This window comes from Halorubrum sp. (assembly GCF_046498025.1).
In the GTDB taxonomy this organism is placed as follows: Archaea; Halobacteriota; Halobacteria; order Halobacteriales; family Haloferacaceae; genus Halorubrum.
Genome location: NZ_JAWOBM010000077.1, coordinates 1 through 14,452, shown reverse-complemented (window position 1 = coordinate 14,452; position 14,452 = coordinate 1). Strand labels below are relative to the sequence as shown.

At 58.4% G+C, this 14,452-nt stretch carries 14 protein-coding genes; 11 read left to right on the top strand and 3 right to left on the bottom strand.

Annotation, left to right across the window (positions count from 1 at the left end; translation table 11 throughout):
* Window positions 1–18: 18 nt before the first annotated feature.
* The gene (menE, locus tag R6U01_RS13920) at window positions 19–1,644 is read right to left on the bottom strand and encodes an o-succinylbenzoate--CoA ligase (RefSeq protein ID WP_138006625.1); all 1,626 of its coding nucleotides are present in this window, start codon (window positions 1,642–1,644) and stop codon (window positions 19–21) included.
* A 308-nt stretch (window positions 1,645–1,952) separates the two neighbouring features.
* On the opposite strand from menE, the gene R6U01_RS13915 reads away from it, so the two are divergent.
* The 6 genes from R6U01_RS13915 (at window position 1,953) to R6U01_RS13890 (ending at window position 6,858) form a co-directional block, all read left to right on the top strand.
* Complete coding sequence (locus tag R6U01_RS13915; protein WP_138006626.1) at window positions 1,953–2,930, top strand: transcription initiation factor IIB; 978 nt, start codon at window positions 1,953–1,955, stop codon at window positions 2,928–2,930.
* A gap of 67 nt (window positions 2,931–2,997) precedes the next feature.
* Window positions 2,998–3,177: a hypothetical protein gene (locus R6U01_RS13910; RefSeq protein ID WP_138006627.1), complete on the top strand. Its 180-nt coding sequence runs from the start codon at window positions 2,998–3,000 to the stop codon at window positions 3,175–3,177.
* A gap of 133 nt (window positions 3,178–3,310) precedes the next feature.
* A complete protein-coding gene (locus R6U01_RS13905; protein WP_410287051.1) occupies window positions 3,311–3,937 on the top strand; it encodes a hypothetical protein in 627 nt (208 codons plus the stop codon).
* A gap of 57 nt (window positions 3,938–3,994) precedes the next feature.
* Entirely contained in the window at window positions 3,995–4,225 is a 231-nt protein-coding gene (locus tag R6U01_RS13900; RefSeq protein ID WP_138006629.1) for a flagella cluster protein, read from the top strand.
* Between the two features lie 111 nt (window positions 4,226–4,336).
* Window positions 4,337–5,107 (top strand): DUF5821 family protein, encoded by a 771-nt coding sequence (locus R6U01_RS13895; protein ID WP_410287050.1) that lies wholly within the window; start codon window positions 4,337–4,339, stop codon window positions 5,105–5,107.
* 2 nt (window positions 5,108–5,109) lie between these two features.
* A complete protein-coding gene (locus tag R6U01_RS13890; protein ID WP_410287049.1) occupies window positions 5,110–6,858 on the top strand; it encodes a YcaO-like family protein in 1,749 nt (582 codons plus the stop codon).
* A 43-nt stretch (window positions 6,859–6,901) separates the two neighbouring features.
* Here R6U01_RS13890 and R6U01_RS13885 read toward each other — a convergent pair whose 3' ends face one another.
* Window positions 6,902–7,897: a mechanosensitive ion channel family protein gene (locus tag R6U01_RS13885; protein ID WP_410287048.1), complete on the bottom strand. Its 996-nt coding sequence runs from the start codon at window positions 7,895–7,897 to the stop codon at window positions 6,902–6,904.
* A 122-nt stretch (window positions 7,898–8,019) separates the two neighbouring features.
* Here R6U01_RS13885 and R6U01_RS13880 point away from each other — a divergent pair, with 122 nt between their 5' ends.
* Entirely contained in the window at window positions 8,020–8,763 is a 744-nt protein-coding gene (locus tag R6U01_RS13880; protein WP_410287047.1) for a proteasome assembly chaperone family protein, read from the top strand.
* A gap of 118 nt (window positions 8,764–8,881) precedes the next feature.
* Window positions 8,882–9,940: an HTH-type sugar sensing transcriptional regulator TrmB gene (trmB, locus tag R6U01_RS13875; protein ID WP_410287046.1), complete on the top strand. Its 1,059-nt coding sequence runs from the start codon at window positions 8,882–8,884 to the stop codon at window positions 9,938–9,940.
* A gap of 18 nt (window positions 9,941–9,958) precedes the next feature.
* Here the strand turns inward: trmB and R6U01_RS13870 are convergent, their stop codons facing one another.
* Window positions 9,959–10,735 carry a hypothetical protein gene (locus tag R6U01_RS13870; protein ID WP_240729997.1) on the bottom strand — a complete coding sequence of 259 codons (777 nt, stop codon included), beginning with the start codon at window positions 10,733–10,735 and terminating at the stop codon, window positions 9,959–9,961.
* Between the two features lie 246 nt (window positions 10,736–10,981).
* Here R6U01_RS13870 and R6U01_RS13865 point away from each other — a divergent pair, with 246 nt between their 5' ends.
* The 3 genes from R6U01_RS13865 to R6U01_RS13855 all read left to right on the top strand — a co-directional run.
* Window positions 10,982–12,475 (top strand): extracellular solute-binding protein, encoded by a 1,494-nt coding sequence (locus R6U01_RS13865; protein ID WP_138006635.1) that lies wholly within the window; start codon window positions 10,982–10,984, stop codon window positions 12,473–12,475.
* A gap of 38 nt (window positions 12,476–12,513) precedes the next feature.
* The gene (locus tag R6U01_RS13860) at window positions 12,514–13,536 is read left to right on the top strand and encodes a carbohydrate ABC transporter permease (RefSeq protein ID WP_138006636.1); all 1,023 of its coding nucleotides are present in this window, start codon (window positions 12,514–12,516) and stop codon (window positions 13,534–13,536) included.
* The coding region (locus R6U01_RS13855) for a carbohydrate ABC transporter permease (protein WP_410287045.1) at window positions 13,536–14,452 on the top strand (917 nt) is incomplete at its 3' end. The genes R6U01_RS13860 and R6U01_RS13855, both read left to right, overlap by 1 nt.

Below are 14,452 nucleotides of genomic sequence, written 5' to 3'. Positions count from 1 at the left end.
AACCAGTTTACGATTTATTTACGACGCTTTTTTGTCATCTGGCTGAGATTGCGGATTGGTTTCCTGGTCTCTCGACTCAGGGTGTTCGTCCCCGGCAATGAGATCTTCGGGCACGAGTACGTCCTCGGTTTCGGCGTCGGGAATGCCGTGTGCCTCACGGGCACGATCGGCGAATGCTGCAAGTCGATCGCGGACCGCCTCCCGGTCGATCGTTCCTGACACGGTCCGTGGAATTTCGGTGGCAAACACCAGAAATCGCGGGATCTTGTAGCCGGCGAGCCGCTCGCGACAGTAGGAATCCACCGCTTCGGCAGTCAACGAGTCGTCGTTTCTCACAACAAGGGCGGCGACCCGTTGGCCCCACGTTTCGTCGTCGATGCCGACAACTGCTGCGTCCTCGATTTTCGGTTCAGCGCACAGTACTTCGGCTACTTCGCCGGGATCGACGTTTTCCCCGCCGGTAATGATCCGATCGTCGATCCGGTTTGAGACGAATAAGTAGCCCGTGTCATCGACGTAGCCGATATCACCAGTTCGGAGGCCATAATCGGAAAATGCTCCGGGGACAGCTTCGCCGTAGTATCCGGGCGTAACAGTCGGGCCAGAAACGTGGATTTCTCCGGGCGTTCCGGGCTCGGCGACTGTGCCATCGTCACTGACAATTGTCACGTCTGTCCACATGAGTGGTTGCCCGACAGTGTCAGGCCGCTCAAACGCCTGTTCAGGGGTTGCAGTTGCGATCTGTGAGGATGTTTCGGTCATGCCGTATGTCGGATAGACTGGAATCGAGTAGTTCCGACAGCGATCGATGAGCTTCGCCGAGGCGGGCGCACCGCCGAGTAACACCGCTCGCAGGGATTCAGAGAGCGTACCACGGCTGTCAAGCATTTCAGTCAACATCGTCGGAACAAGTGACACAACAGTGATCCCGTAGCGATCGATATCGTCGGCCGCACCACCTGGATCGAAGGACGGTCGGATAACTACCGTTGTTCCGTACAGGACCGATCTAAACAGCGGTGCGATACCACCCATGTGCGAAAGCGGGAGCGTGACGAGCCAACGGTCATCGGGATCAATGCCGAGTTTGAACCCCGAAGCTACTGCGCTGGCAAGGAGGTTTCCCATCGTGATTGGAACGAGCTTCGGCGCTCCCGTTGATCCAGATGTCGACAACAAGAGCTGGGTGTCTTTTCGGGACCACTCGTAATCGTCACCCGCTTCGGGATCGATCTCGGGCAGACATGCAACACTCTCCCACTGTGGGTCCCCGGTCGTTGTCACAGGAATGTCTCCAGCTGCTTCGATCGCCACCGATTCGGTTTCCTCACTGCAGATGAGGATCATCGCATCGCTCCGCTCGAGACGTTCGTGTAATTCACGAGGAGTAAGCCGCGTACCGAGCGGGACAACAACCGCGCCGATTCGCATACTCGCGTGAAATAATCCGACCATGGTGACCGACGGTTCGAGGAGCAACGCGACGTGATCGCCGGAACGAACGCCCAGCGCCCGGAGCCGTCCTGCAGCCTCCTCAACCGCCCGATCGAGCCCAGCGTACGTCCACGCTTTATCGCCATCTGCGGCCACGATCGCGCTCGCGTCGGGCGTCGATCGAGCGCGGTGGGTCAGCCAGTCGCGCATTGCCCGTACTTTCGTCGGAGAGTACAATTTTCTTTCCCCCGCGGCGATCGACACGACCATGGGCCCAATTTTGATCCAATAGCGCACGCAGTGTGGGTCGGTTCTAACCGTCACGTTTATTATTGAACGATGTGTCGAACGTTGCGGTTCGGTCTGGGTATCAAATTCAGCAATACCGACGACGTATGTGTGTTTTGTGATTCCTAACAGTAGGTAGATTTAAATAGTTTAGGCGCATTACTTATTGTAAGGACAAATCCCCGCGATCGTCTGTTTTCTCCTCTCCGTGGGATGTCCAAAAGACAACTATGAGCGAAAGCGAATCCACCATACGAACGTACACCCGCGAGGACGAATCGGAGACCTCGCGATCGCAACGAGAATCGAGTACCGTCTGCCCCGAATGCAGCGGCCAGCTGTTGACCGACGAAGAACACGGCGAGACCGTCTGCAGTGACTGTGGACTCGTCGTCGAAGACGACGCCGTCGATCGCGGCCCCGAGTGGCGTGCGTTCGACAGCGCCGAGCGAGACTCGAAGTCACGGGTCGGTGCACCGACGACGAAGATGATGCACGACAAGGGCCTGTCGACCAACATCGGCTGGCAGAACAAAGACGCCTACGGCAAGTCACTCTCGTCGAGACAGCGCCAGCAGATGCAGCGACTTCGCACGTGGAACGAGCGGTTCCGCACCCGCGATTCGAAAGAGCGCAACCTCAAACAGGCCCTCGGCGAGATCGATCGCATGGCCTCCGCACTGGGGCTCCCCAAGACAGTCCGTGAGACCGCGTCGGTGATCTACCGTCGCGCGCTGGGTGAGAACCTCTTGCCCGGCCGATCGATCGAGGGCGTTGCCACCGCGGCGCTGTACGCAGCAGCCCGTCAGGCAGGCAATCCGCGCAGCCTCGATGAGTTCACCGCCGTGTCGCGCGTCGACAAGATGGAACTTACTCGGACGTATCGCTACATCGTTCGAGAGCTGAAACTGGAGATTCAGCCGGCCGACCCAGAGAGCTACGTCCCACGATTCGTTTCGCGACTCGAGCTGTCCGACGAGGTCGAACGAGAAGCCCGAAAGCTCCTCCGCGGGGCAAAAGACACCGGACTCACGAGCGGGAAGTCTCCGGTTGGACTTGCGGCTGCGGCGGTCTATGCTGCAGCGCTTTTGTCTAACGAGAAGGTCACCCAAAGCCAGGTCGGCGACGTCGCCGACATCTCTGAGGTGACGATCCGGAACCGATACAAAGAACTGCTCGAGATCGATCACACCGGCGTGTTCAACTAGGACGGAAATCTGTAGTGTGTCATCACTACACAAGATTTTACTCCACGGGGGTTCTCACTCACGGCGTATGGTTGAAGCGTTTGTACGGCTGTTGTGCCCTGAATGTGGGAAAGAGTGGCAGGAAACCCCGACTGAGCTGCCAGCGGTTCGGAAGAACTTCTCCTGTCCAGCGTGTCACGCAACGCGACGATTGACAGAATTCATGCGGACTGAGCGGGATCTCGAGGCTGTAAAACAGTTCCAGTGAAGCCTTTTATTAGCGTGAACAAGAGAGACACATGAAAATCCGTGGCAAGCGCGAGTGTCAATCCTGCGGAGAGTCGTGGTCATATTACGACACCGGCAGCGTCGCCTGTCCGGGGTGTGGGAGTCTCAAAAGTGTGGGCACAGACGACACTCGAACGCTGCACACCGACACGCCTGCCACACTCGATCTGACGCCGATCGTCGCACAGCTTGCCGAGGACGATGTCCAGATTAAAGAGTGTCACGAGGAGCTGTCAGATCGCCTGCGCGAGTACACCAGAAAGCGTGGGTTCATTCGCGGCGGCGAGCTCCAAGAGCTTGACGAGCAGTACCTTGGCGCGCGAGAGCTCCTACACGCGGTCGACATCTTCACACGACAACGAGATCCATCCGACCGTGAGCGGTTGTACATTCTCGATCTACTCCGCACGGTCGCTACCGGCGACCGACTCGCCGATACAGAGCCGCCGGAGGCGCTCCTCGGAGCTCGCGGGGCAGGCGTCGCCGATGCGGTCGGCGCGTACCACCGTGACCTCCGATCGTGGTTCGACGAACATCCCTACCCCGAAGCAGAGCGCACGCTCTCGGCGCTTCGTGATCGAGTCAAGCGTGCCGAAGCACTCAACGGAGCGATCGAAAGCGACGAAGCGAAAGCACTGGTCGCTGTTGCCCGGTCGCTCGGAGCGGCCGCCCGTGAAGGACAACAGGAGAGTGACAAACGGCTCATACATGCTCGTGATCGCCTCGGCGAACTGAGCTGAGCGATCGCCTGGAGTCGCGTTTGCAACGCTTTTGTCTCCGGATTCATCAATATGTGTATGACCGACACGTTCGAGATCCACGATCACAGACACGAACTCAAACAGCTCCGCGACAGCGGCGACACAAAGCTGTTTGAAAACCGCGATGGGCTGTCCTGTCCGGTCTGTGGAACGGCGTTTCGTCGGCTCCTCATGACGGCGAACCAAGCGGTACAGTTTCCGGAAAACGACGGGTCACGGTTTTGTATCCTCCGACAGCCTACCGAAATCGTCGTGTTTCGGCATTGAGTCGTCTCCCAGACTATATTTATTGTGAGATGAGAAAAATTAAGTATACATTGTCTCTTGTTTCAACATATAATGTGTGCGAATTTACTTGACGACTCGGTTCAGGCGGTGATGCAGTCGGCACTCGCAACTGCTGAGACAGACGTGCTCGCAGTCGCGCCATCCGAACAGATGCTTCGAGCAATTGTCGATGTAGTCACAACAGCCGATCGGACCCTACCGCCGGTGGCTGTGCTCGTTTCTGAGCGAGTGCTCAAATTAGTTACCGACGACTTTCTCGCCGCGAGCCGCATGGCCGATTTGGTCGACGACGGGGCGCTCTCGCTGTCATCGCTGTCTGTGCCCGCGGACAACTCACTTCTCGTCTGGCCGGATGGCGTCTACGCGATCGTCTCGGCCGGTGATCAGGTGGCTGCGCTTGCAGCGGATGACGAATCGTTCATTAACGCGATTAATACGACCTACCGGACGACGCTGGAGGGGACTGCAGCCGTCTCACTGCGGACGCCACCCCTTTCGGCCGTCGAAGAGGCGCTCATTGAGGATATCAGCGAGCAGTGTCACGACGACTTTATTTCAATTCTCACAGCGGCCGAATCAATTGGCGCGATGGACAAGGTCGACGAGGTTGTCACGTCGCTTCTCGCCGCCGCACGAAACGACGTACTGCTGTATGACATCTCGCGGTGGGGCGAGGATGTCGGTGTTGCGAGCAAAGCGACCTTCTCGCGGGCGAAAAGCCGCCTCGAAAATGCCGAACTGATCCGCACAGAGAAAGTACCGATCGACGTTGGGCGGCCCCGACTGCGGCTCACGCTCCCGGAGGAGTATGACTCTCTCGACGACAGTGCACTCGTCACAGCGGTTGCGGAATCGTTGTGACGATGCAGATTGGGCTGATTGGGGGCGGGCCAGCGATGGCGGCAGTCGAAGCGGCGATCGGGGATCTCGACGTTTCGACCGTATCGCTGTCGTCAGAAGCTCTTACCGAGAGCACGGACGCCGCAGACGTCCCACCCGTGGGAGTCATCGTCCAGCCGGCCGGGCACCGTTCTTTTCTCGCTGGAAGCGACGCGTTCGTCCGGTGGGTCGCCGTCGAGGTTGGTGGGATCGGTGGAATCGCATTTGATGCACTCGACGCCAGCGTGAGCACATACACCGCCAAATCAGGGTGTTATCGCTGTCTGTCGGCACGAGTCGCTGCAGCCACAGAGGGTACGGTGGGATCTGGCAACGCTCGTGGGGACCGATCAGCGGTTCGGTTTGCCGGTGCGGTAGCCGGCCGAAACCTTGTGGCACTGTTGACCGGAGACCGCGACGGCGGGCGGGTCACGGAGATCGACGGTCCCGACCGATTGTTTCTCCCAGTGCCGGGGTGTGCCTGTTCGCAGTCTGACGATCGCGATCGATTTGCTCTCGATGAAGACGAAAACAGCGTGCGAACACTCGATGATTCGATTGCCCGCGCAGAACGAGCCGTCGACACACGGGTTGGGCTCCTCGGAGAGGTCGGCGAACGAGAGTCATTCCCCGTCCCGTATTATATTACGACGACGCGAGATACGACAGGCTTCAGCGACGCCCGTGCGGCCGAATACGCTGCGGGCGCAGACCTCGACTGGGATCGTGCTTACATGAAAGCCCTCGGCGAAGGGCTCGAACGATATGCCGCAGGAGTCTATCGCGAGTTGGCGTTTACACGTGCGCCGGTGTCAAACCGTTCAAATGCGGTATCGCCCGCACGGTTTGTCCGCCCAGACTCTCACGACTCGTTCGAAACGCCGAATCCAGAGACGCCGATCAGGTGGGTTCCAGGAACCGATCTTGCGAGCGGTGATCGGGTGTCGTTGCCCGCTGAATTCGTCGTGTATCCACCGCCAGAACGGCGCTACAAGCCGGCAATCACGACCGGACTCGGGCTTGGAAACACCGCAGCCGAGGCAATTTTGTCAGGGCTTTATGAAGTCATCGAACGCGATGCAACGATGATCGGCTGGTATTCGACCGCAGACCCCGTTGGGCTCGCCGTCTCGGACGACCGCTTCGCCGAGCTCCGCAAGCGGGCCCGAGCAGAATCACTCGAGGTTACCGCGCTCCTTTCGACACAGGATATCGACGTCCCCGTCGTCTCCGTCGCAGTTCACCGCGACGGTGGCGAGTGGCCAGCGTTCGCGATGGGGTCGGGCGCATCACTCGATCCGAACGAGGCGGCTGTCTCGGCGCTATCGGAAGCGCTGCAAAACTGGATGGAGCTGCGAGCGATGGGCAACGCGGAGGCAGCAAAGCAGGGCGCAGCGATCGGCGAGTACGCCTCGTTTCCACCGGCTGCCCAGCACTTTGTCGACGTCGACACCACGGTCCCCGCGGACTCGATCGGTGAGGCCTCCCTGGATGGCACGGCGGAACTTACCGCAGTCGTCGAACGGCTGGGTGCGGTCGGTCTCGACGCGTACGCTGCCCGGACGACGACCCGGGATGTCGAGGCGCTCGGATTCGAGGCAGCGAGGGCGATCGTCCCGACCGCCCAGCCGCTTTTCACCGGCGAGCCGTTCTTCGGCGATCGGGCCCGCAGCGTTCCCGAATCGATGGGATTCGAGCCGCGGCTCGACGGACCATATCACCCGTATCCGTGAACCGATCGCCGACTGGTCGAGCGGAGGTCGAAATTGTAACCAGCTACGTGTCTGTCGTCTCGTCAGTATTGGTATCAGTAATTGCCTCCGCGTGGTCTGATCGATTGGTATCGATGCAGATTTGCGCCTGACCGCTCGTGTCGTCGAAGACGTGGTGTTGATGTGGGTACGCCATCTCGACGGGGGCATCGGCGTACAGTTCGCTGATCCTGGCGCGGACGTTCGACTGGATCGTTCCAACCTTGTACGGCTGTTTGATCCAGTACCGAAGCCGAAGTAAGACTCCGTTGTCCGCGTGACTCTGGATTAGACACGACGGTCCAGCCGGATACCGAGCGGTTCCGACCCTGATGTCTGGACCGCCTTTAATTACCGGATCGATATCACGCGCGGCCCGTTCGGCGAGGCTTCTGGCAGTCTGGAGATCTGATTCGTAGGTAACGAGTACGTCGAGCGAGATTCGGGTTCGTTCATCCTCTGCGGAGAAGTTCGTCACGTCTCGCTCGCGGATGTTTCCGTTCGGGACGACGAGAAACGTGTTGTCCAGTGTGAGTATCTTTGTGTACCTGATCGTGATGTCGTCAACGAAGCCCCGAGTCCCGTCGTCGAGTTCGATCATGTCACCAATCTCGAAGGGCTGATCCGCGAGAACAAACACGCCGTTAATGACGTTCCCGACGATCGGCGCGAGAATGATACCCACGACGGCCGAAAACACCGCTAAGTTCAACAAAATATCGCCGAATCCGAGCCCAAGAATCGAACCGGCCAAAAGCACCGACAGCGCGATCGTTGCACCACGAATCCCGCCGATGATCGTCTGGGCAACACTCTGGCGGACGAACCGTTGGGCGATCGGTCGCCCCAAGAGCCGGACCAAAAGCTTCGAGATCCATACACCGAGGACAACAATTGCGATCGCAAGAAGCAGCCGGAATCCGGTGATATCAAGCAGTTCGCCAAACACCGACTCGACCGTTCGTGTTGTGGCTTCACCGGCACCAATCACGAGGACAAACCGCCAGCCGACACCAACCATACAGACCTGTCTCGGTCCCGGTGAAAAAGCGTTGCTGTCGGTGAGACCGTTCGACGCCACGGCACCTCCAACCGATCCGCAGTGGCAGTATTGCTATATATTTCGGGTGAGTAGCCAGTCGTATGTTTGGGACTCGCCTTCGACCACCGACAGATTTCACTGTCAACCACCAAGATGGCCCGAGTACTATCCTCCTTTGTGGATTCTCGGCGTACGGCCTCGCGGGATTGACAGCAGTCGACTACCTCGTCGATCATCTCGATCTCGAAGAGTACGGCTACATCCGTGCTGAGGGACTGCCGTCGATCACGCCCTTCGAGGCTGGGAAGCCGAGACATCCGATTCGATTGTTTTCTCGAAATGACCTTGATATTACTGTACTTGTTGGTGAGTTGTTCGTTCCTGTTTCACTCGGCGAACAGTTCGCGACCGATATTCTCTCGTGGACGACCGAAGAAGGGGTCAAGGAGATTGCGATCGCTGCGGGAATTCCCGTTCCACACGGCCCAGACGGCCATCAGACGTACTACGTGGCCACCGAGGATTTCCGTGAACGCCGGCTCCCAGCGGGTTCGGTCCAGCCAATGGGCAGCGGCTTCCTCGATGGAACGAACGCCGCACTGATCGAGCGGGGTATGGACACTTCACTCGGCGTCGGATTGTTCGTGACGCCAGTACACGCGATGGCCCCGGATGTCGAAGCCGCCATTCGGCTCGTCGAGACGATCACGACGGTGTACGATCTCGATGTCGATGCCACGCCGCTTCGTGCGTTTGCCGACGAGGTGACCCAGTATTACAACGAACTCGCACAACGGATCGAAGAGCGAGAAATCGACGTTCCCGAAGATCGAATGTACATGTAATCGGCTGGAGACTGTACTCGCTGAGTGAACATCTAGCCACCTTACATAACTTTATTCTATAATTTTGTGCTACTCGAGAGGTAGTAAATTTATTATCCGGGGCGATCGAACGCTCGGTATGGTAGACGAACTCCGACAGACCCTCGAACACGTCGGCGAACGGTTCAATCTTGGCGAGTACGAGATCGACGCGTATCTCGCGGTCCTCGAACATGGGGAACTGACGGCCAGCGAGATTGCGGACTCGACAGATATCCCGCAGCCTCGCGTGTACGACACAGTCCGAAGCCTCGCGGATCGCGGGTTGGTTGAGCTTCGGGAATCTCGCCCGATGAAGATCGTCGCAGTGAACCCAGAAGATTCATTTGGTGATATCCAAGCGTCATTCGCCGAGATGGTAAGCGAACTTGAAGCGCGCTATACCGCGCCAACCCGCGACACAGAGGCGGTGTCGCTCGTTAAATCCCGCTCAACAATTCTCCGGTACATTGAGGAGATTATTACGACTGCCGAGTATGAGATTGCACTCTCGTTGACCCCCGATCTCTTGCGCCGGTTCGCTCCGCAGCTCCGTGAGAAGATCGCCGATGGCGTCACGATCGAGCTATTGGTCACGCCGGCGAGTCGCGCGCCCGATCCAGCGGAGTTCGACTATCTGTCGGTCGCGACAATCGCCCGTGCACGTCGCGGTATCACGACCCCTGTGCTTGCGGTTGCCGACGGCGAGTACTCGATCTACGCAACGCAGGACGCGCTGCGAGATGATCAGGATCGATACGGCGTGATCTTCAACCGATCGGCGCTTGGCTTTCTCGTCTCCGGGTTCTTCGGAACAGTCCTCTGGACCACCGCCGAAACGCTTGCCGCAGACGGCAGAGATCGTCCGTTCCCGCGGCGATACGCGTCGATCCGGCGGGCGGTAAAAGACATCCGTGAGTTAGGCGGAGAGTTCTACGCGACCGTCGAGGGGCGTAATATCGAGACCGGCAACTCGATCGTCATTCAGGGTAAGGTCGTCGACGTGGCGTTCGAAGATACAGAGGAAGTTGCCTCGTTCACGGTGGAAACACCCGACGGTCCAGTTGAGATCGGTGGACTGGTTGCCGCCCTCGAAGACATCGAAAGCCGCGAGATACGGATCGGGCGCAACGAGCCGCCAGGACAGATCGATAACTGAGATCGACTATACCGACGATCATTCGTCGAATTCGAACAACAGCGCACCACATGCTTGACAGGCGAGAACACTCCGTTCTGGATGACCGTACACGCCTCGTGTCCCACCACAACAGTTTTGATATGTTGTCTCTGCGAGCGGGCCCGCACACGAGGGACACTGGTACAGAAAGGTTCGCAGCGGATGCGTTGCTTTTGCTGCGGTCTCCCGATCGACACCCCACTTGACGAGTGCCTCCAGCGCGGCAGTCTCGGCGATCGCCACTGGTCGTGTTAGCCACAGATCGTGTGGGCCGGCGACCAGTAGCCGATTACCCTGCACACCGCTTTCTGCGTCGAATGGAACCGCAGCCGCCGCATTGGCTGCCAACGCTGCATCGTCGAGGTCACGAAGATCGGCCATCCGATCGTTCCACGCCGTCTCGAACGCCTCGGCCAAGAAGAGATCGCCGTCCTCGACGAGTACACCCGCCTCGAACAGCGCGGTGAGTACTGCCTCGGGGTCGGTGTCGCCGCCGATCGAGTCAGATGGGTCGGCGTCGTTAGGACCGTGACCGAACGCGATTGGCAGGCGATCGGCGATCTGTGGCCCAAACTGTGGGGTGTACGGAATGACGTAGCCGCGGAGCCAGATGAGTGCTCCAGCAACTAACGCCACCGCGACTGCCCCAAAGCGAGATCGTCGAGCCACGAGGAAAGAAACAAGTGCAACGCCAACTGCGTTCACCACGGTACACGGGTAACACCGATTGTCACCTGTGTGTTCAGGGCGGACGATCGAATCGAGCACTGACATGTACCCCGCTATCATGCCGATCGGTTTGAGCCTTACCGATTGGGTACGGTCCATTCGGCAAATGTAGAACGTGAATTGATCGTCTGTCCACCATGCGTAAAGAACCCTACTCGAACATGTCGATAATCATATAACGAATATTCGTACGTTCTGTTGTCTGTCAATATCTTGCATTCAAATTAACTACAACAGGTGTAGTAAGTCATCCAAAGTTATATAGTGGTGTGAACTAACACGATAATTGTAATGGTCGATACTGACTCACCTAACAGACGGCGACGGACTGGCGTGTCCCGACGGCGATTTGTCCAAGCAGCGGGCGCATCCGGCATTACAGTCGGACTCGCCGGCTGTCTCGGGGGCAACGGAAACGGTGGCAACGGAAACGGTGGTAACGGAAATGGTGGCAACGGAAACGGTGGCGACGACGAGGCGGTTGTCATCACCGCCGATCAGAATTTCCAAGATATCGAAGACGAGATCCAAGAGGCGCTGTGGGACGCCGGGTTGGACAACGACATCGAGATAACGGTACAGGCAGGGGATTTCGAGACCGACAGCCGGCGTGACGCGTACACGTCTGCACTCGATGCGGGCCGATCGGACCCCGACATCTTCATGATGGACAGCGGCTGGACGATCCCGTTCATCGTCCAGGATCAGCTACTCAACCTCCAAGAGAACCTTTCGAGCGACGTGCTCGATCGCGTCGAAAACGACTACCTACCGTCAACGGTCGATACGGCCGTAGATCCAGATAGCGGTGACCTGTACGCACTGCCGTTTTTCCCAGACTATCCGGTCATGCAGTACCGCAAGGATCTGGTCGAAGACGCTGGCTACGATACTGAGGACTGGCAGACGACCCCAGTGTCCTGGGAAGAGTTCTCACAGATTGCCGCTGACGTCCAAGAACAGAACTCCGAGGAGATCGAGTACGCGTTCACGACGCAGGCAGCGCCATACGAGGGACTCGCGTGCTGTACGTTCAACGAGACAATGTCGAGCTTTGGCGGGGCATTCTTCGGCGGCCGGGAGAACCTCTTCGGCCCGATCGGTGATCGGCCGATTACCGTCGAAGAAGAACCAGTGATCGAGACGCTCCGCGCGATGCGGACGATGATTCACGGCCAAGACGACGAGTACGCCCTCGAAGGGTATGAGCAGATCGCACCGGAAGCGATCCTCCAGTGGACCGAAGAGGACGCCCGTGGCCCCTTTACCGATGGCAATGCGGTGTTTCACCGCAACTGGCCGTACGCGGTCATCATCAACGGCGCGGACGATGCATTCGGCGAGGACCTGGGAACGATGCCGCTGCCGTACGGCGTCGAAGAGAGCGAATCCGACTACGAGGGCCTCGGCGGCAGTCGCGCGGCCCTCGGTGGCTGGCACCTCGCAATCAACCCCAACAGCGAGGACATCGAGGATTCGGTTGCAGTGCTCGAGGCGTTCTCCGATCGGAGTGTCATGCAGCGGGTCTTCGAACTCGGCGGCAACATTCCGCCGATTCTCGACGTAATGAACGACGCCGATCGCGACGAACTCGGGACGATCGGTCGCTATATCGACTCACTACAGTACACTGGCGAGCGGACGGTTCCGCGGCCGGTCACCGAGGTGTGGCCGACCCAGGCGCCGTTCATTTACCAGGAGGTTAACGACGCGTACTCACAGACGACTGCTCCAGACGAAGCGATGTCGAACCTCGCCAACCAGCTCGAGCAGTCCGAACAGTAAAGTAATAAAAAAATCATTATCTTTTGGTACACGTAGACATGGCAACAGATCAAGACACTGCTGCGGTCGACAGCGACACCGCAACCGGGGGACTCCTTCGGCCCATCACCACATGGATGGAAAACCTCAGTGAGGAGGCGTACGCGTACCTCCTTCTCGCTCCGGCGTTTTTCTTTTTGTTCCTCGTTGCGTTTTATCCGCTCCTCGATACGCTTCGGCTCTCGTTTCTGGTCCAGGAGGGTCGGACCGCCGAGCCGTTCTACGGGATCGGAAACTACGTCGACCTGCTCACCGGTGAGGCACTGATACGAAGACAAGTACTCGATATCGCGTTTACGAGTTCCTTCCCGTTCATCGAAATGGGTGCACCGTTCTTTAGACAGGCGCTTTTTGTTACGATTACGTTCGCCGTCGTCAGTGTCGTGTTGGAGACGCTGATCGGATTTGGCCAGGCGTTGATTCTGGATAAGGAATTCCGTGGTCGGCGCTGGGTTCGCGTGGCAATCATCATCCCATGGGCGATCCCAGTCGTCATCCAGGCGATGATCTTCTACCTGTTCTTCCAGCCGACTGTTGGCTTCGGAACAGATCTGATGCAGGCGCTCGGAATATTCGGATCCACGCCGCTGAACACGAGCCGCGATTCGTTCATCATCGTCTTGGTGGCCGACGTGTGGAAGACCTCAGCGTTCATGGCGCTTTTGATACTCGCAGGGCTCCAGAGCGTCGATCGCAGTCTCTACGACGTTGCAGAAGTGTCGGGGGCGTCGACCTGGCAACGCTTCAAGATGATCACGCTTCCACTCGTGCTGCCAGCACTCATCGTCGCCATGTTGTTCCGAACGATGGACGCGATGCGGATCTACGGCGTCATCGACGCGACTGCCGGGTGTTCGACTGTCCCGTCATTGACCTGTGTCGTGGTCGACACGATCTTCCTGCCGCAGTCAGGCGTGATCGGTCTTGCGGCCGCTGCGGCGTTCTTCACTGCCGTCATTATCGGCGTGTTCATCAGTGTTTACCTGCTGTTTTTCGCTGATTCAGAAGGAGGGTACTTCTAATGGCAGCCGAATCACACTCAGACACGGAATACGGGCGAAGCGGCGAAGAAGAGCCAGACCTCGATCGCGGCCCGATCGAAGCGTGGGCCGCACGATCGATCAAAAACCCCGATCGCGTATACAAGGGGCTGTTCTACACCGCGATGATCGCGTTTCTGTTTACGACGCTGTTCCCATTCTACTGGCTGTTCATGGTTGCGTTGACCCCGTCGGGCAGCCTGCAGAACATCATCCTCGCGCCGTCGACGTTCGACCCCACGTTGCTCGCACAAGGTGACCTGACGATGGGAACGAACCCAGGCGCATTCGTCGAGATCTTCGAACGACTCCCGTTCCACCGCTACATGTTCAACAGCTTCGTGATCGCCACGATCACGACCGTTATTGTGTTGATCGTCTCCAGTCTCGCGGGGTACATCTTCGGACGGCTTCGGTTCCGGGGCAAGAGCCCGCTGATGTTGTTGGTGCTTTTGGTGTCGTTCTTCCCACCAGCAGCGTTCTTCCTGCCGCTCAACCGACTGTTTAACCGAAATATCGGGGTTCTTGAACCCATTCTCAGCGACGGAAGCCTCTACAACACGCCGTATGCGATGATCATCCCGTTCAGCGCGCTGTTCATGCCGCTGTCCATTTTCATCCTTACGACGTTCTACTCGCAAATTCCTGATGGACTGGAAGACGCCGCACGGATCGAAGGGACGACACGGCTCGGCGCGTTGTTCCGCGTCATCGTTCCGCTGTCGGCACCCGGCGTTGCGACCGCAGGGGTACTCACGTTCATCGCAGTGTACAACGAGTACTTCTTCTCGCGGCTGATGACCGATCCGGGCGCAGACAACTGGGCCCCGATCGTCCGCGGGATTCTCGGCTACCAAGGCCAATACGAGACACTATTTAATCTCATGGCTGCTGCGAG